We start from the raw sequence: 18644 nt of genomic DNA, 5'->3' as shown, positions 1-18644 counted from the left end.
GTCTAATAGGAGATGAATATCGAAAGGTTCACGGAGAAGGCTCAGGAGGCGCTGGCTTCGGCCCAGTCGGTTGCGGCGAGGTTCCAGCATAGCGAGTTGGATGCCGAGCACATCTTGGTGGCGCTGCTGGATCAGCCGGAAGGGCTCGTGCCGCAACTGGTGAAGAAGACTGGAGCTGATCCGGTCCAGGTCTTGGAGCATGTGCAGGCGGCGCTTGCTGACCGACCCAGAGTTTCGGGCGGTGACGGCCAGTTGTACATGTCGGCCCGGGCAAGACAGGTGCTGGCCGGAGCCGAGAATCTGGCCCGGAAGTTCAAGGATGAGTACATCTCGACCGAGCATCTGTTTCTTGCGATTCTCGGGCTGCGGGATGGCGATGCCCAGCGGATATTCAGGAACTTCGACATAACCGAGGCGAAAGTGCTGGCCGCACTTAAGCAACTGCGAGGCAGCCAGCGCGTGACCGACCAGGCGGCTGAAGAGAGGTATCAGCCTTTGGAGAAGTTTGGCCGGGATATTACAAAGCTTGCCCGCGAAAGCAAATTGGACCCGGTCATTGGCCGGGATGATGAAATCAGGCGGGTAATTCAGGTGCTTTCCCGTCGGACCAAGAACAACCCGGTGCTAATCGGCGAGGCCGGAGTGGGCAAGACCGCAATCGTTGAAGGTCTGGCTCAGCGCATTGTCCGGGGCGATGTTCCCGAGTCACTGAAAGACCGGAAGGTTGTTGCGCTTGATATGGGCGCACTTATCGCCGGCTCCAAGTACCGGGGTGAGTTCGAGAACCGGCTCAAGGCGGTGCTCAAGGAAGTGGCGTCGTCTGAGGGCGGCATTATTCTGTTCATTGATGAGCTGCACACCGTCGTGGGCGCAGGTAAGGCTGAGGGTGCGGTTGATGCCGGGAATCTCTTGAAGCCGATGCTCGCACGGGGCGAACTGCGTTGCATCGGCGCAACCACCCTGGATGAGTACCGGCAGTACATTGAGAAAGACAAGGCTTTGGAGCGCAGGTTCCAGCCGGTGTACGTGGACCAGCCCACGGTTGAGGAGACGATTTCGATTCTGCGGGGACTCAAGGAGCGCTACGAGGTACATCACGGTGTGCAGATTACCGATGCGGCACTAGTGGCCGCAGCAGTCTTGTCAAACCGCTATATTTCTGACCGGTTCCTGCCGGACAAGGCGATTGACCTAGTGGACGAGGCGATGGCCAAGCTCAAGATGGAAATTACCTCCAAGCCGGTTGAACTCGACGAAGTGGACAGAAAGCTCGTGCAACTGGAGATGGAGAAATTGTCGCTGGCCCGGGACCGAGATGAGGCGTCGCAGAAGCGGCTTGCCGAAATCGAGAAGGAAATCGCCGGCCTGAAAGAGGAACAGAAACGACTGACCGCGCAGTGGGAGACCGAAAGGGCCGAAGTGGAGGAGCGTTCCCGGCTTACCGAGGAGATCGAACGGGTTACCAACGAGATTGATGCGGCTAAGCGGAAGTACGACCTGAACCGAGCCGCCGAGCTCGAATACGGCCGGCTGGCCGAGCTCAAGAAGAAGCTGGCCGCACTCAAAGCCAAAGACAAAGGCAACCGGCTCCTGCGTGAACAGGTAACCGAAGAGGATATTGCCGAAGTCGTCGCCAAGTGGACCGGCATACCGGTTGCGAACCTTCTGGAATCCGAACGGGAGAAGCTCTTACGGCTTGAGGAGGAAATTCAGAAGCGGGTCGTGGGCCAGGATGCGGCCGTGGCCGCGGTCGCCAACGCCATCCGACGGGCCCGGGCCGGCATTGCGGACCAGAACCGGCCGGTCGGCAGCTTCATATTCCTTGGTCCGACCGGAGTCGGCAAGACCGAACTGGCCCGGACCCTGGCCCGGGTGTTGTTTGACACCGAGGAGGCGATGGTTCGGCTTGACATGTCTGAATACGGCGAGCGTCACACCGTATCACGGCTAGTTGGCGCACCGCCCGGGTACGTCGGGTTCGAGCAGGGCGGGCAGTTGACTGAGGCGGTTCGGCGCCGGCCTTACCGTGTCGTGCTCTTAGATGAGATCGAGAAGGCGCACGCCGACGTGTTCAACGTACTGCTTCAGATTCTTGACGATGGCCGGCTGACCGACGGCCATGGCCGAACCGTTGACTTCAAGAATACGATTATCATCATGACCTCAAACCTCGGAACTGAGCTTGCCCGTGCCGGCCGGTTTGATCGTGAAGAACTGATGGCACTGCTGCGGCGCAGCTTCCGACCCGAGTTTCTGAACCGGATTGACGAAATCGTCGTCTTCAACCCGCTGACGCGAGATGACATCCGCAAGATAGTTGATATTCAACTTGATCGCGTAAAGAAGTTGTTGACAGAGCAGGGGGTGGGGCTTATAATTACTCATGGCGTGGAGGATGTTCTTGTGAAGGAAGGCTTCGACCCTGATTACGGGGCACGGCCTCTGAAACGCGTCATACAACGCCTGATTGAGAATCCGCTCGCCGAGCTGATGCTCAAACACCGACCGGCACAGGTCAAATTGACGGTGTCGGACGGAAAGATTGTTCTTTCGCCACAGGGCGTACAATCGGGAGTGTAGAATTTGTCGGGAGCGGGTATCCCTCCTTCCCAACCCACCAAAAAACCCCCTTGTTTCCCCGCTCCCGACGCCATTTTCGGGGACACCTGCCCAGGCGGGCGAGCAGCGAACGATGCTCAAAGGTTGAGCAGCGTTCGAGAAAACTGACGCCCACAGAAAGCAGGTAAGCGGCAGTCCCCGAGGAATCATCAATGAAGCCGGCCCGAAGTTGCGGGCCGGCTCTTGCGCCTCAAGGTCGCGAAGGACACGAAGCGGGCGGAAAACAGGGGCAGCAGTTGGTCGGAGACTGCTTCTGACAGAGGGATGCCGACCTGAAACTCTCAGTGACCTAGTCTGCCGGCGATTGAAATTGTGTCCGGGTTACTTTGAGCGGTCAGCGGTCGAATGCTGGCCGTTGACTTTGTCCAGGTAGGCGGTGGCGGCAAGCCGGGCAAGACGACGAACACGGGCAATATAGCTCTGCCGTTCGGATACGCTGATACTGCCGCGTGCCTCAAGCAGATTGAAGAAATGCGAGCACTTGATGACGTGGTCATACCCGGGAAACACCAGACCGAGTTTCAGCAGCCGCCTTGCTTCAGACTCAAACCGGTCAAAGAGCTCGCGGTACAGGGCTACGTCGGCCTCCTTGAAATTGAAGGCGGACCATTCTTCCTCGTTCTGGCGGAACACATCGCCCCAAGTAAGATGCTCATTCCAGCGCACATCAAAGATGGACTTCACGTCCTGAACGAACATCGCAATCCGCTCCAGGCCATAGGTCAGCTCGACCGGAATCACCACAAGGTCCAGCGAGCCGCACTGCTGGAAATAGGTGAACTGAGTAATTTCGATACCGTTCAGGTCTACCTCCCAGCCCAGCCCCCATGCGCCCAAGGTAGGAGACTCCCAGTCGTCCTCGATGAACCGGACGTCGTTCTGTGCCAGGTCAATACCAACCGCCTCAAGACTCTTCAAGTATCGGTCCTGGATATCATTCGGCACCGGTTTCAAGATAACCTGGAGCTGCCAGAACTGCTGGACGCGCAGCGGGTTCTGAGCGTAGCGGCCATCGCGTGGACGCTTGGACGGCTCAACGTAGACAACGTTCCAAGGCTTGGAATCGAGCACCCGCAGAAACGTCGCCGGATTGAAAGTGCCGGCTCCGACCTCAGAATTGTAGGGCGCGAGGATGGCACAGCCCTGGCTTGCCCAGTAAGCCTGAAGACGCTGGATTATTTCCTGAAGAGAAAGTGGGCTGGTCGAAGGCATCTCAGATACCAGAAACAAGACCGCAGACGGCAGCAAATCGGAGTCCGGACTGCTGGACAGCAAACGGCAAGCAATCGGCGGCCAGCCTTCTCATAATCCGAGCTCCGACGCAATTCCCTTCATTGCATCAAGGCAGATGGCGGTAAATTCCTCAAGCGTCAGGCCTAGGGTGGAGCAGGTGGCAATCTGCTCCCGGTTTGCACCAGCGGCAAAACGCTTCTCAGCGTACCGACGCAGAACAAACTCGGTGTCCACATTGGCAAGCTTCTTGGTCGGATGCATCAGGGTTGCGGCAACGATCAGCCCGGTAATCGGGTCGGCGGCATACAGCGCCTTGTCCAAATTGCTCTCAGCCGGCACTGCGCTTACGTGCGCCAGTACCGCGTGAATCACATCCGGTTCCACGTTCTGCGCCTTGAGCATCTCCGCACCGACGTGCCCGTGCTTGGATGTATCGTTCTTGGTTTCCTCGTAGTCTATGTCGTGCACCAGGCCGGCCAAGCCCCATTTCTCTTCATCCTCGCCCAGGCTTCGGGCCAGTCCGCGCAGGCATGCTTCGGTTGCCAGCATATGCTTCTGCAGATTACGATTGGCAACCCTGGACTGAACCAAAGACCATGCTTCTTCACGCGTCATTGTTTCCTCCGGGCCGCCAAGGGTGGAAGTATTCCATTGCCTGAAGGCGGGGCCAGACAGCGGCGTTCAGTTGTGGTTTCATCTCGTGGCGAATTATAGAACCGGGGCCCGGGGTGTCAATCCACCTTCGCAGACTGACCGCCGACATGGAATTGACCACTGGGCTACGAACGTCACGAAACGAAAGAACAAGAACAACGGGCCAGGAACGACAAAGGAAGCGAGTCTAAGACACGACAACACGGCTACGCACCGGTGGTTGACTCACGCCAAAGCAACAGCAAAGCGCCACCCACCATGCCGGCATGACTGATTAGGGCTAAACTGGCCATGTCAGGCTGCCGCTTACATGCAGCCTGAACCAAGAACTTAGAAACCGGCTCAAGCCGAAACTCAGCCCGGCCCTGACAACCTGGCTGAAACTGCCCCTGACAAGACCGCTGAACTGGCTTCTGAACTAACCAGTCAGACCAACAGTCAGATGCCACCTCACACACCATGTGACGTAGCCACAGACAGACTATCTCAAGTCCCCATTCACAGGCCACTTAAGATGCTCCCTGATCCTTCAACTCAGCCCTGAACTCAGAACCGGCCTGAGCTCGTAACTCAAGTGCGGTTTCAGAACCTGACTCAGACGGGGAGTCACTCCCCAGGTCACCGGGTAACCCCCTGTCCATGTGCCTATCCCTGTGCCAGGATACTCGCTCTGTACTATAACATGCTGGCTATCAAGGACTTACGCAATCGCCCTATACTGGGAGAGGTAGGTGCATATTGCCCGGAACGTATGCTAACGGGCCTACGGTGCGTAATATTGGATTGGTGAGAGAAGGCTTCTAGCAGAACTCAGCGTCCCAGGTTTCTTGCCAGTACCTGCGGGCTTGCTAGAGGTCGAACCTGGAGCCGTTCTGGGCCAGCCAGTTCTTACGTTCTGCCCAGTCGGGCATGGCGCGGGCTACGTTCACCAGCCGCAGTTCGGTCTGGCTGGATGTTGCAGAAGCGCGGCTCCCTTCGGCGATATTCTGCCTCCCGGAGCGCGCCGCATGTACCATCTGGTCGCGCAGACGCGACTTGGGGTCAACAAGTCGGTCGCAGAAGGCAACGGTGGCGTCGTAGATGGCGGTCGCCACCTGAAACGACCGCAACTCGCGGTAACCGCCACTCGGCCGGAGCCGCCGGTAGCGCCCTTTGCCGGCCGGTCCGTCCGTTCGGCCAGCTCCGTCCGATTCGTGCCCGTTCACTTCACCCTCAGCTTCCCAGTCAGCAGACCTTGCATGCGAGACTATGTGGATGGCAGTTCCATGCGGTCATAAAACACTGTAACAAGCTAAACCACCCTGGAATGTGCCGCCGTCCCTCAATACTTGACAAAGCAGTTACAGTTGCTAGTATTAGTTGTCTCATCTACCTACGGTAGAAGGAGCTCGGCCACCGCTCTGCGGTGGCCGCCATTTTAGACTCGCCGGGCATACTTGTTCCTCATTTCTTGGCGTCGCATCTCGCTCTGGACATAGAACGCCGTTATTAATCGCATGGCTCCGCGACTCAGCGGTTCCAGTACCACAACGAAATCTCCAGCCTCATACCAGATATACGTGCGTATCACCCCGCTACCCTCGCGATGCTCAAAACACCTGACCCCGGGCTCATCTGGATGTTCAATCAGTGCCTTCACCCACGGCAACCGCTCGGCACGATCATAGTCCGGCGTACCAGCGTAATTACGGTGGTCGCCACGAGTCACCAAGTGCCAGAACGCAAGTTCCTTGCCGTCCTTCTGTCGTCGGTCATGAATAACGTTTCGGCCACGATACGTGGGACAACTTACCTTGAAATCGGCAGAGAACTGCTGGTAGAGAAACTCGACATCCCGTTCCCAGTTCTGGGTAAGAACCAGCCTTGACGGCAGGAAGCCGGGCAAGACACTCAAACCTTCACCTCGGTAGGAGTGAACACAAACAGGTTGAACTTCTCTTCCCACGGCGGTGTGGAGCGGCGAAGATCGGTGGGCAGGTAGTCCAGAATCCGCTTGATAACTGCACGCTTTGCCTCCGTCACTTTGATCCCTCGGTTGTGGCACACCACCGCACCGGTCAAAAAGTCAGCCAGTTGCAACAAACGTAGGTCGTGCGACCTGACCAGTGGTATCTCCGTAATAGTCCTGTACTCGAAATCGTACATCCCCCGGCAGAGAACTTCATGTAAGGTGCGCACCTGTTCGCTACCCCTGGTATCCTTGGCATCGAGATAGATCTTGTATTCACGGCCCTTGGCGACAATGTTGCGCAGCAGGTAGTAGTACATCTTGTAGTAGAACGAATCGTGGCTGCCCCGGTTGAACTGCTCGTGTTCGAGCCGCGACTTGTTCTCGACCACGAGACAGCGAAAGTGAAGCCCCGGCGTCCTGAAAAAAAGGTCAACCAATTCGATGTAGTAGGCTTGGCGGGACTTCGATACCTTATTCCACTTCAGCTCGCCCTTGGCGTTGTACCTGGCCGCGAGTCCTGAGATCAAGCTGGCCAGCTTACTGGCATCTGCTGACCGACACCAGATTGCGCCCAAGCCCATGAAATCACATCGGTCGTGTTCCAGATGACAACTCTCGTCGCAATAAATGTTGTACTTCTCCGGCATCGCTACCTCCAATCCCCGCATCGTATCCTCCTGCCTCATGTCGTCTCTTCCTCCTTCACCCTCACCTTCCCCGTCAGCAGGTCGTGCATCAGGCCCTGCTTGCGCATCTTCATCTTCGCCAGATACGCCTCCTCGGCCCGAATCCCGGCATCGTGGGCGTCGTTGATGAAAAATACCTTGCCCCCCTTCTGCGCTTCGGCCTGGGTGCGGCCGCGTCGGATGTTTTCTTCGATGATTCGCTGGCGGGACTGTTCGAATACGTCCGAACAGCGTTTGAGGAAAAGCATCCCGAAGATGTACTCTTTGAACTCGGACGCATCCATCTTCCCGCGCAGAATGTCGGCCGCGGCAAACAGGTGCCGCTCCAGTTGGGGCAATGTCAGCTTGGTCATAAGCCTACTTGACTGCTGTGGCATGCAATCCACTCATTCCTGCCAAGAGTTCGCATTTGTCCGACCACCGGACTACTTTCTGGTCCGTGGCCTCGTTGCCCGCTATGCAATTCTGTTGGTCTTGCCTGTCAAGCTAGTGGACTTTGAGAATCTTGGCAGCGTTCTGGCCGCAGCGCAGGAAGTAAACCCCGGGTGCAAGTTGGGGCTGCCAGAAGAAGCGGCCGGTTCGGGCCGATGCGAAGTGACGGTACGTAGTCACGACCCGGCCACTGGCATCACAGGCCAGGATTTCAAGCCGGCCGGGCCGGTCAAGTGAGTAGGAGATGTGAATGCCGCGGCTGAAGATATGCGGGAAAACCTGAAGTCCGTGTTCGGGGCGGATAGTTTGCTCGCCGGCGTTTCCTCCGGCCGGGTTGTACCATGCGGCCGCAGTGTCTGAGATAGTCAGCAGTTCGGCCACAGTGCGAGCGCCACACAGTGCGAACGCGACAATTTGGCTGTCTCCGGCCGCAAGCGAGTACGGGCCTGAGGATGACATTGCACTCCAGTTGCCCGGAGTCGGTCCGTTCGTTGAACGCAGGGTGCCGTTCATGAACCCCATCTTTTCAGCCTTGGTGAATCCGTTGGCAACCCAGGTCCAGTCGTTCAGGCAGTTGGCAAAGCCTGTTGTCTGGTTCGGGTAGATGTGGCGGATGCCGAGCGCCAGGGTTTCGCCTGAGTCTGCTGACTTTACGTAGGCAATGTTGCGCAAGGAGTCAGTCCCGGCGTAGTCGAATGAGTCGTTGACGTTCCAGCCCGGGGTGCGGAAGTCGCAGGCGACCGCAGCGTACAGGTTGCTAATGTGGTTCGCACTGCTGTTTCTGATCCGGTATTCGAGAATGACAAAGTCTTTGTGTGTTGGTCGGGCACTGCCATAGGCAGAATGTGAGATGCTCAGGCCTTTGGGAGCCGGGTGCGCGGCGTCGGTGAACCTGGTAACGAACTGCTTGTCTCCGAGCTTGGGCGGCAAGACCGGCCGGACCGACTCGGCTAAGCTGAAGTCTTCACAACAGACCGTCCAGTCCGGCGCTCCGTAGTAGTTGTCGCATACCCAGGTCGAGTCGGTGCCGAGGATTAGGCTTGCGTGCATCAGGGCCGAGGATGAGAACTTCCTGGTCTTGGGGTAGATGAAGCCAATTCCTTCGCCATGATAGCTGGTCGTACCGATGCCGCCGTTTGCGCATACTGCCAGGCAGTAGTCACCGGTGTCCAGCACCGCCCACAGTCCGGCGCGTGCATAGGGCAGGCCGACCGGAAGTTCGAAATCAGCGCGCCATTCGTGTGGTCCGGACGAGAGCGTGAGCTCAAATCCGGCCCGAAGTCCGTGCGGGCAGGCAGGGCTGACTGATACACGATAGGCGGTGCCGGTAGCAGTGTCACCGGCTGGAATCAGGCCGTAGAAGGCTGTTGCGCGGGTGACGGTAGCGTAGGGCGACAGGCTGACAAGCGTGCCGACAAGAGAGTCAATCTGAGCCGAGCCGCGGTTCTCAATCACAAGATACAGGTCTGATTCTTCGGACGGGTCAAGTCGTCCGTTCGGGTCAGCGACCCGGCTGCGCTTGAATACGGGAAGCGCCGCGCCGGCACCAGTTCCAACCGCAATCCGGGTTTGATACATCTGGCAGTCCTGGCCGGAGACGTACAGGTCAAGGGTCCAACCGTTTTCCAGGCCGGAGACCGGCACGTGGCCGCTTCCTTGTGCGTTCGTCACCGATCGGGCCAGAAGTTCGCCTGAGTGCAGGATTGCGACCCGTGCGTCTTTGACCGGGCCATTGGTTGAGTTCACCTGTACCGGAAGCACTTGCGGTGTTGCCGGAATCGTGTCCGGACAAGTTACGGCCAGGGCTGTCGGCGGTCGTCGCCAGAGAGTCATCGTCGGGTCGCCAAGGAGTGTGTTGGTGTAGTTCGCATATCGCATCGGCATCTGAGAAAGCGACAGGTTGCGAAGGAAGTCTTTGGTCAGGCCATGGGCCCGGCCCAGGGTCATGCCGGTAAGGTAGTTCCCGAAGAGAATGCAGTCGAATGTTTCGTTCGGACCAAGGCAGGGTGGCGCGCCCCAGCCGTACCGGGCCGGAAGCATCGTCGCAACCGAACCGCCGGTTTGTAGGTTCATCATTTTTTCACCAATGCAATCGCCTGGTGGCATGTCAAAGCAGCCGGTGAAGCAGGCGACTGAGTTTACGATGCACGGTTTGGCCGCGTTGGCGAGAAACCGCAGGTAGGCCGAGGAATAGGTTGAGCCGAACTGGTCGTTCTGGCCGTGGCCGGCAAAGTGGAAGAAGTGCCGGCCGGCGTTCAAGCCGTCGGTAACACGGCCCGGACCGATGTCCATCCCGGAATCTATCTCCCAGCTTGAACTGCCGACAAGTGTCCGGGCGATGTTGTGGGAGGTAAAGCCGCCATGGTAGCCAATGTTTGCCCACATTATTTCGTGCGCCAGTAGGGCGTTGTTTAGGTAGGCGGTATCAGGTGTAAGCTCGTAAGTGGTATCTTTGGCAAGGAAGTTGGCCGCGTCCGGAGCCGAGTCCAGAGGCAAACGGCCAACGTAAACGTCGTGGAACAGGTCAACCGAGTCGCCTTCCATCTCGCCGAATTTCGAGTTGTTGTTTGCGTCCCAGGAGCCGTCCAGGTCTGCGAAGTACATGTCGGCCGGGACGTAGAATGTCGTAGATGGAAGCCAGGCGTAGCGGAGCGAGCACTGCTCGACGTCGCCGGCAAGAATGACGTATTTCAGTCCTTGTTCGGCGAACTTATGCTTGACAAGGTTGCGCATCTTTTCGAACCGGTCACGGCCCGGCTGGCTTACCGTGTCGGTAACCACAATGTCGGTGAAGTAGCCCTTGCGTTCGAGCCACGAGCGGATACCGGCAAGTGCTGGTGCAAGCGTCGAGTTTGTGAACACAACGACGTCGGTCTCGCGACCGAACTTCGCAGTTGTGTGCGGCCCGTATCGGCCAATGTCCTTTCTGTTCAGCACAAGCCGGCTCACGTCCTCGGCGGCAAGCGCGAACTGGTTTGGCGTCAGTACCGGTGCGTCGAGCGCATTCTCGCGGAAACTGACCGAGACCTTTGCCCGGGTTACAAGCACCAGCCGGCCTGATGCTGGCCGATACTCAAACGGGCAGTAGACGAATCCAGCAAGCCGAAACCCGGCCTTTGTTCCGGCCGGCACCCGGGTGAGCGGTTGGGCTGGAAACACGTCGTCGCTCGAATAGACGCGTCGATCTGGCTCGATGAATTCGCAGCTTCCGGCATCGAGTTCGGTGAAGGTGCGCACCGGCTGGGCCGGATGGATCAGAAGCCCGGTACCGAGTTCTTGCCGGTCGCAGGGGGTGACTTTGACTGCCACGACATCAGAACCGGCCGGAATCAGCACGTTGCCTGAGACCACCGGCAGGAGCGGCAGTCCGGGCTCGCCGGTCCAGGAGCCGACTAGTCCTTCCTGTTGGACATCCAGTTCAACCAATGTGAATCCGTTGCGTTCAACAAAGTTCACTTGTCCGGGCAGGAACTCAATCGTTGCCTCAATCGTGCCGGCTGTGACCAAACACGCTAGAACTAACAGAAGAACGGCGGTTTTCATTCATTGCCTCCTGGGCAGGCTAAGTATCGGACTTATCCGTGCCGGGTCAAGCCGGTTAGAATTGGCGCATTACTTGACAGTATGGTAGCGCCGGGTAGTTTGAAGCGATGGAAGAGATTTGGTTGCGCTATGGTCTGAATCCTCATCAACAATCTGCCCGGTTGTATGTTCCTGATGGAAGACTACCCGTGCGTGTGCTCAACGGACAGCCCGGATACGTGAACATGCTTGACGCTCTGAACTCCTGGCAACTGGTACGCGAACTGCGCGAGCTTACCGGTCTTCCGGCAGCGGCCTCATTCAAGCATGTGAGCCCGGCCGGCGCCGCAGTCGCAGGTGAGCTATCGCCTGAGCTTGCCGCATCCTGTGCCGCGGGCAAGCTGGAGCTCTCGCCTTTGGCTTCGGCCTATGTCCGGGCCCGGGGCGCAGACCGGATGGCGTCTTTTGGCGACTGGGTGGCATTGAGCGACAAGGTGGACGAGCCGACGGCACGGGTCATCAGCCGCGAGGTTTCAGACGGTTGCATCGCACCCGGTTACGATGAACCGGCATTGAAGTTGCTTCAGACAAAGAAGGACGGCACGTATCCGGTCCTTGAGATTGACCCTGAGTACCGACCGCCACCGACCGAGACAAGACAGGTGTTCGGTCTGTTCCTTGAGCAGCAGCGTAACGATGCGGTAATCAGCCCGGAGTTGCTGCACAACGTTGTCACGGTGAAGAAGACGATTCCGGATGGTGTCCGGCAGGACATGCTGATTGCTACCCTGGTACTCAAGTACACCCAGTCTAACTCAGTGTGCGTTGCCTACGACGGCCAGGTTATCGGCGTGGGAGCAGGGCAGCAGTCCAGAATTCATTGCACCCGACTTGCGTGTGCCAAAGCGGACAAGTGGTTCCTACGCCTGCACCCAAAGGTCTTGGGGCTTGACTTCAAGAAGGGGTTGGCACGGAGCGAACGCGCCAATGCGATTGACCTGTACCTTGAGGAGGACGTGACCGAGGCCGAGCGGGCCGCGTGGAGGCTGGCGTTCAATCAGGTGCCTGAGCCGCTGACCCCGGAGGAGAGGCGGCAGTGGCTGGCAAGGTTTGACCGGGCAAGTCTGAGCTCGGACGGGTTCATTCCATTCCGGGACAACATTGACCGAGCCGCGAAATCCGGAGTGCGATACGTGGTCCAGCCCGGCGGTTCAAGTCGGGACGCAGGAATCATCCGCGCCGCCGATGAGTACGGAATGGTGATGGTATTCACCGGGTTGCGCCTGTTCCACCACTAGTAAAGGGTTCAAGGGTTCGAGTAAGAAAGAAGGCAGGGGCGGAGAGCCGCCCCTGCAGTTGTAACTGGCCGGTTACTCGACCAGGACAAGTTTGGCGGTTGCGGTTCCGGCCGCAGTTGTCAGTCGGCATGAGTACACGCCTTTGGGCATCCGGCCGGTGTCCCACACAAGGTCAGTCTCGGCCGAGGAGATGCCACTGCGTTCCCAGGCGAGACTGCCGTCAGCCGCAAAGACCGAGAGCCGGTAACGGGTACCGGCTGGCGAAGCGACATTGAAGACTGCGCGACCGCGACAGGGATTCGGCTGGCAGGAAAGCACTACCCGCTGGTAGGCGGGAACTCGGGGTTCAGCCAAGCCAACAAGCGACATTACTTCGACAGTAGCACCGTTGTAGGTCGGCCGGGTGGAGTCGGTCTGTACCGGGCCCTGTAGATATACGACGACGTTGCAGCGGTTCTCATTCCAAGACGGGTCAAGCGCGAACGGCATGACTAGCGTATCCACGCCACCAGCCGGAATCGAGACCGGAGTGCCGTTATGGTCTGGAACGTAGTCCCGGCACACGTGGTTGTGCCATGGGTCACCATTCGGGCCGGCATAGTAGATGCTGTCTTCGGTGACTACAACAAAGGCTGAGGCGCTAATCGGCGAGCTCGAGCTTGAGACCATCTCGATTACTGCTTCGCCTTGCCGGTTTGCGGGGTTGTAGGTGCCAGAAATATTGATTTGCACGTCCGCGGGGACTGGCAATCGCTGGCTGACATAGGTCGCCCAGTTGCTGTAGGTGGAGCCGCGTTGACGGCCGTCAACCCAGAGCCAGGGTGTGTAATAGCCACCCTGGTATGGCGGCGGGTAGGCGCGGAACTTGAGTCGACCTTCAGGCGAATGCAGGGGAAACTGTGCGTCCACATGCCATGCAACGGCCGCAACTCGGCCCGGATTGCTCAGGACTATCTGGTCCAGCGCACGGCTGGCAGGTGCGCAGGAGGCTCAATCTTCTTGGTAGGCTTCTTCGCAGACAACGATCCGTTCAAACCCGAGCCCGGTGAGAGCGAGGAGTGCGGTCAGTACAACAAGCTTGCGCAGCATCAAGACTCCTTTCTTGAGTGTCTTTCAGGTATAGGATTCTAGCCCGGCATGGGCGCCGGGTCAATGCGATTCTATTCTGCTAGGCTTCGGGCTCAATATGGACAACAACGTTCGAAACGTCTGGGAACTCAGCGCATACCCGCTTTTCAACCGTTGTGGCGATGTCGTGCCCGTCTTTGACCGTGATGTCGGCCGCAACATGGATGTGGACGTCAATCTCGATGATACCACCGGACCGGCGCGCGCGGAAGGCGTGGAAGTTCACGACGCCGGGAATTGTGCTGATGATTTTCCTGATGCCGGCCGCGGTCTGTTCGTCCGGAGCACGGTCGGAAAGCTCGTGGACCGCTTCGCGGACAATGCGCACGCCGATGTAGATGAGAAACGCGGCGAGAACAACCGCGGTCAGGTGGTCAAGGAAGGCCCAGCGCGGGCCGCCGATGAGCGTACCGGCGATGCCGACCGCGACCGCGGCCGAGGAGAAGGCGTCGGACCGGTGGTGCCAGGCATTGGCGATTATTGCCGGATTGCGATAGCGGCGGCCGATAATCCGCGTCCACCAGTACAGACCTTCTTTGAGTACGATGGAGGCAATCGCAGTCCAGAATGGCCACCAGCTTGTCAGCGCGGCATGGCGCTCGCCAATGGTCTTGATTGAGTCAATGCCGACCCAGAGCGCGGCGATGATAAGCATCACGCCGATGACGACCGCAAAGATGTTGTCGTAGCGGGCATGGCCGAAGTGGTGGTCGGAGTCGGCCGGCCGGCGGGCAAGACGGATTGACCAGAGCACCGCGACGTCTGAGGCAAGGTCTGAGCCGGAATGCAGGCCGTCGGCGATAATTGCTGCTGAACCGGTCAGGGCACCGACAGCTATCTTGAGTCCGGTAAGGAGGACGTTTGTAACCAACCCGACGAGCGTGATGCTACGCTCTTCGTTCACGCGGACAGAACTTTCTGTTGCAGCCCGGTTCATCATCACAAGGCTAGGGCTGCGTGAATCGGTGTCAAGCCGGCGGCCTAGCGTTTTCCGGTCCGAGGCTTGCGGCCAATACCGACAAGCGAACTTGCCGGCAGGAATCCGTGCTGCCGGATGTGCTTCTCAACTGCTTCGATTCTCAGCCGGATGCCTGGTAGGTCCACAGGTCGCCTGCGCCAGATATCGAGCATTCGGATGAGATGCCGGGGAGCTTCGGTCGTGCGAGGGTCGTCGTCGCCCGCGCCCAGGTCAAATAGGCGAAACCCGGTAAGTCCAAGACTCCGGTACATTCTCTCAAGAACCCGCCGCTGATAGGTGTGACGATGGAACACGCCGTTCGCGGTATCAATGTCCGAACGCAGGTGATGAAACAACAAGTGGCTCTTCTGCGCCGCCGTCAACCGGTCGCGGTACATCTCCCGGACGATGAACAGCCCGGCCGGCTTGAGAACCCGCATCATTTCAGCAAGAACCTGCCGTGGGTCACGCAGGTGGTGGAGCGAGTTTGAGACCGCGACCGTGTCGAAACTCGCGTCAGGAAACAGCAGGCTGGCCGCGTCCATCTTCCGGAACCGTACTTGTGTGAGTCCCTGCCGAGCCGCGGCCCGGCGTGCGGTTGCAAGCGAGGTCTGGTCTGTGTCAATACCGATGACTTCGTCGTAGTCGGCCAGTGAACGGACAAGCAGAAGTGCAAAATCGCCGTGTCCGGTTGCAACGTCCAGTACCCGGCCGCCACTGGTGCGACCGAGCTGTCGCCGCAATATCCGCTCTAGGTTGCCGCTTATCGCCGCACCAGCAATCTTGTCACCTCACCGATGTACATCCGGTGATAGTCCTTCTTCGGGTATAGTTTGTGAATCGAACGGTCGAGCACGTTGTCGGGCTGAATGTCCTGGAAATACAGCTTGCGGCACTCAAACACCATCCGTGCCTGCTTGAAATAAACCGTGCCCTGAGCGCCAGCCACTGGGGTAAGCCCGGTTGCCTTGGCCTTGTCCACGTCCCGGCCCGACTTGGTGCCGCAGAAAAGCAGCTGTTTGCGGTATCCTCGGGAAAAGAACGACAGCGTAAACCGCCGGGATTTTTCCATGAAGCCGTAGGTGTACCGCGTGGGCCGGACAAAGCAGAAGGCGACCGGCCGATTCCAGAGCGTGCCTAACCCGCCCCAGCTTGCGGTCATTGTGTTCCACCGTTTCATGGTACCCGCGGTAACAAGCATCCACTCCTGGTCAATTAGTCTGAAAATTTCGCACGACAGCGTGCGCGGCGATATTGGTTTCAAGCTTGGCATCTATCCTCCATCAGTTTGTACTGACAGTTACTGGTCCTCCGTCGGGCTAATAACGAACTCGTGGTGATAGAAAGTGCAGTCGCGAATCCAGCGGCCAAGAAGGCGGTTATCGCGTTCTTGGGAAGACGTGCCATGGGGCAAAGTCTTGCAAACCGGTGCTGTTTGTCAAATCCGGAAACAGCAGCAAGACATGCCGCCGCCCTCGCCGAATCCAGCCGGCCGGAACGATGCGCCGCTTTTGCTACCTTACTCAACTGCCGACGATTTGCCTGTACTTTGAGAACAGGGGCGAAACGTGAACTCAGCGTTTACCCAAGGCGAAGCCTGACGGCAGAGCCCAAGCCGGCTGCGGTCTGCAGAACCCGGCCAATCCTCGGACTCGTACCGTCTGAGTCACTTATTGCCGGTTCTACTGCTGATGTGGAACTGCCGACAAACCCTGCTGATGCTCACATCAGGTTCCCGAGCTATCAGCGCTAAATCTACACGCTGGTGTTCGAGACTCGAAAGGACATAGGTGGCTCTCCTCCCTCACCATAAGGTTAGCCATGGGTTGTTACCATTGCACAGAGCTCGTACCAACATGAAACCGGCGGGTCCGTTGCCCGCCGGTTTACGATTCGTACCCGGTTTGTTACTGCTGAACTACCAGTCGGCCACTCAGGCTGTGGCCTGCAGTTTCTGTTCTCAGCAGGTACACGCCGGAGCCAAGGCCAGAAAGTACAGCGCTGCCGCCATGGGGCGTAGCGGTCAGGACCAGCCGGCCCGAGGCGTCGTAGACCATGATTTCGGGCACTCCGTCAGGACAGCGCACGAGTGCCAAGCTGCGAACCGGATTCGGAAAAACCTTTAGCGCACAGTCTGAGACGTCACGGGCTGGGCCATTCTCCAAACCGGTGCCGAGGAATTCAATTATCTGCATTCCACCTTCGCGGTCCGCAACATAGGCCACGGTTCCAGCGGCAGTAATGCCGTTAGACCAACCAGAGGTGCGGTAGTACCCGGCAAGCGACGGGTTTTGCGGATTTGAAATGTTGACCACAACCAGGCCTGAGTCTCGGTCCGCGACGTAGGCATAGTTGCCAGAGACCGAAACCCCAGTTGCAAAGCCGGGTGTGTCGTAGAATCCTACCTCGGTTGGGCTCTGCGGGTTAGAGACATCAATAACGCGCAGCCCGGCATCGTAGTCTGCGACGTAAGTATAGCTGCCGGAAACCGCAACCCCGCCGGAGATACCAGAGGTATTGTAGTACCCGACCTCGACCGGGTTCTGCGGGTTGACAATGCTAATGATACGCAACCCCGCGTCCCGGTCTGCGACGTAGGCGTAGTTGCCCGAGACCGCAACATCGAACGACGAACCCGGAGTCAGGCAACCGCCGACCTCGACCGGGTTCTGCGGGTTGGAGATATCTATGACACGTAGCCCCACATCGCTGGCCGCGACATAGGCGTAGTTGCCCGAGACCGCAACACCGAAAACATCGTCGGCCACAGTACAGCGTCCGGCCTCGAACGGGTTCTGCGGGTTGGCAACGTTGAGAACCACGAGTCCGGCCCAGCCGGCCGCGACATAGGCAAAGCTGCCTGAGACAGCAATGTTGCAGGCGTATCCGGCTGCACAATAGCCAGTTTCCTTCGGGTCTTGCGGGTTAGCGATGTCAATGACTCGCACTCCGGCCCCACCGTCTGCGACATATGCATAGCGTCCTGCGACTGCGATATCGTGGGCGTATCCGGGCGCGTCGAAGTGACCAACTTCGGTCGGATTCTGCGGGTTGGCGATGCTGATTACCCGCAGTCCCTCGAAACCGTCCGCGAGATATGCATAGTTGCCGGAAAAGACAACGCCACGGGCAAAACCGCCAGAGTCGAGGAAGCCGACTTCAGTCGGGCTTTGGGGGTTGGAAACGTTGATGATGCGCAGGCCCGCTGTGTGGGCCGCAACATAGGCATAGGTGCCGTTTGCGGCAACGCCATTGGCCAAGTCCGGGATGGCACATGACCCAACCTCGTATGGATTCTGAGGGTTTGAGACGTTGATGATACGCAGGCCAGAAGCGCCATCTGCGACATGAGCAAAGCTGCCCGAGACCGCAACACCAGAGGCATAGCCCGGGGTGTCGTAAGAACCAATTTCGTACGGATTCTGTGGATTGGCCACCGCGATAATGCGCAGGCCGGTGTAGCCGTCCGCAACGTAGGCGAAGTCACCGGGAACAGCTACGCTCCTGGCCGTGCCCGGGGTCTCGCAGTATCCGACTTCGACCGGATTCTGCGGGTTTGAGACATCAATCACGCGCAGGCCGGCGTGGTAGTCGGCGACGTAAGCATAGCCGTCGTTGAGCGCGACGCCGAATGCTGCGCCCGGGGTGTCCAGCCGAGAAAGCAACGTGGCGTTTGCCGGTGCAGTCACGTCCCAAATCTCAAGTCCGGCCTGACCGGCCGCAACGTACAGTCGGTTGGTGCTGTAGGCCAGTCCGCGGGCCACCCCGCGTGTGAATATCACCGCGATACTGTCCGGCTGAGACGGGTTGGCGATGTTGAATACATATATCCCGCCACCAGCGCCACAGAATGCAAGGTTCCGTGACTGGTCAAGGGCCACGATCAGGCTTGGGCCAAAAGCCCAACTGCCCATGAATCGACAATTGAGCGAGTCGTCGAAAGACTGGGCCGACGCAGCACAGACGATTGCCAGCGCGAGCACACAGAGTCTTGGCATGATGCCTCCAATCAGTATATCACCTTCTGGCCGGTGCAGAGAGCCGATCGCTGAGCAGATTCTAATCCTCGCCTGGTCGGCGTCAAGTACTCGCGTTGCCTCACCAAAAATGTACTCGAAGCTACCCCGTTGCCTCACGTAAGAAAAGTACTCGAAACAGGAGGC

13 protein-coding genes and 1 pseudogene are annotated in these 18644 nt (G+C 58.5%); 2 read left to right on the top strand and 12 right to left on the bottom strand.

Annotation, left to right across the window (positions count from 1 at the left end; all coding sequences use genetic code 11):
- Nucleotides 1–12 precede the first annotated feature (12 nt).
- The gene (clpB, locus tag ABIL25_00070; GenBank protein ID MEO0080676.1) at nt 13–2580 is read left to right on the top strand and encodes an ATP-dependent chaperone ClpB; all 2568 of its coding nucleotides are present in this window, start codon (nt 13–15) and stop codon (nt 2578–2580) included.
- Nucleotides 2581–2940: 360 nt separating this feature from the next.
- Here the strand turns inward: clpB and ABIL25_00065 are convergent, their stop codons facing one another.
- The 7 genes and pseudogenes from ABIL25_00065 to ABIL25_00035 all read right to left on the bottom strand — a co-directional run bounded on the left by ABIL25_00065 (nt 2941) and on the right by ABIL25_00035 (nt 11118).
- The gene (locus ABIL25_00065; protein MEO0080675.1) at nt 2941–3831 is read right to left on the bottom strand and encodes a glycine--tRNA ligase subunit alpha; all 891 of its coding nucleotides are present in this window, start codon (nt 3829–3831) and stop codon (nt 2941–2943) included.
- Between the two features lie 90 nt (nt 3832–3921).
- Nucleotides 3922–4467: an HDIG domain-containing metalloprotein gene (locus tag ABIL25_00060; protein ID MEO0080674.1), complete on the bottom strand. Its 546-nt coding sequence runs from the start codon at nt 4465–4467 to the stop codon at nt 3922–3924.
- A 950-nt stretch (nt 4468–5417) separates the two neighbouring features.
- Nucleotides 5418–5615: pseudogene (locus ABIL25_00055) on the bottom strand (four helix bundle protein).
- A gap of 308 nt (nt 5616–5923) precedes the next feature.
- Nucleotides 5924–6400, bottom strand: coding sequence for a hypothetical protein (locus ABIL25_00050; protein ID MEO0080673.1), 477 nt, complete (start codon nt 6398–6400; stop codon nt 5924–5926).
- Nucleotides 6397–7125 carry a DUF3800 domain-containing protein gene (locus ABIL25_00045; protein MEO0080672.1) on the bottom strand — a complete coding sequence of 243 codons (729 nt, stop codon included), beginning with the start codon at nt 7123–7125 and terminating at the stop codon, nt 6397–6399. The genes ABIL25_00050 and ABIL25_00045 overlap by 4 nt, the downstream gene beginning before the upstream one ends.
- 14 nt (nt 7126–7139) lie before the next feature.
- Entirely contained in the window at nt 7140–7496 is a 357-nt protein-coding gene (locus ABIL25_00040; protein MEO0080671.1) for a type I restriction-modification system subunit M N-terminal domain-containing protein, read from the bottom strand.
- Between the two features lie 133 nt (nt 7497–7629).
- Nucleotides 7630–11118, bottom strand: coding sequence for a C25 family cysteine peptidase (locus ABIL25_00035; GenBank protein MEO0080670.1), 3489 nt, complete (start codon nt 11116–11118; stop codon nt 7630–7632).
- Between the two features lie 107 nt (nt 11119–11225).
- Between ABIL25_00035 and ABIL25_00030 the strand changes: the two genes are divergently transcribed.
- Complete coding sequence (locus ABIL25_00030) at nt 11226–12395, top strand: phosphoribosylaminoimidazolecarboxamide formyltransferase (GenBank protein MEO0080669.1); 1170 nt, start codon at nt 11226–11228, stop codon at nt 12393–12395.
- Nucleotides 12396–12467: 72 nt separating this feature from the next.
- On the opposite strand, the gene ABIL25_00025 is transcribed toward ABIL25_00030, so the two are convergent.
- The 5 genes from ABIL25_00025 to ABIL25_00005 all read right to left on the bottom strand — a co-directional run.
- Nucleotides 12468–13304: an Omp28-related outer membrane protein gene (locus tag ABIL25_00025; GenBank protein MEO0080668.1), complete on the bottom strand. Its 837-nt coding sequence runs from the start codon at nt 13302–13304 to the stop codon at nt 12468–12470.
- Nucleotides 13305–13563: 259 nt separating this feature from the next.
- Complete coding sequence (locus ABIL25_00020; GenBank protein ID MEO0080667.1) at nt 13564–14463, bottom strand: cation diffusion facilitator family transporter; 900 nt, start codon at nt 14461–14463, stop codon at nt 13564–13566.
- 41 nt (nt 14464–14504) lie between these two features.
- Complete coding sequence (locus tag ABIL25_00015; GenBank protein MEO0080666.1) at nt 14505–15224, bottom strand: methyltransferase domain-containing protein; 720 nt, start codon at nt 15222–15224, stop codon at nt 14505–14507.
- Nucleotides 15225–15244: 20 nt separating this feature from the next.
- On the bottom strand, nt 15245–15754 hold the full coding sequence (locus ABIL25_00010; protein ID MEO0080665.1) for a flavin reductase family protein: 510 nt from the start codon (nt 15752–15754) through the stop codon (nt 15245–15247).
- A gap of 634 nt (nt 15755–16388) precedes the next feature.
- On the bottom strand, nt 16389–18644 hold a 2256-nt coding region (locus tag ABIL25_00005), incomplete at its 5' end, for a T9SS type A sorting domain-containing protein (protein ID MEO0080664.1).

It is taken from the genome of candidate division WOR-3 bacterium (assembly GCA_039801365.1).
In the GTDB taxonomy this organism is placed as follows: Bacteria; Hydrothermota; Tepidihabitantia; order Tepidihabitantales; family Tepidihabitantaceae; genus JBDRUN01.
Note: the sequence above shows the minus strand (reverse complement) of the source record. Positions and strands in the feature narration are given on the sequence as shown.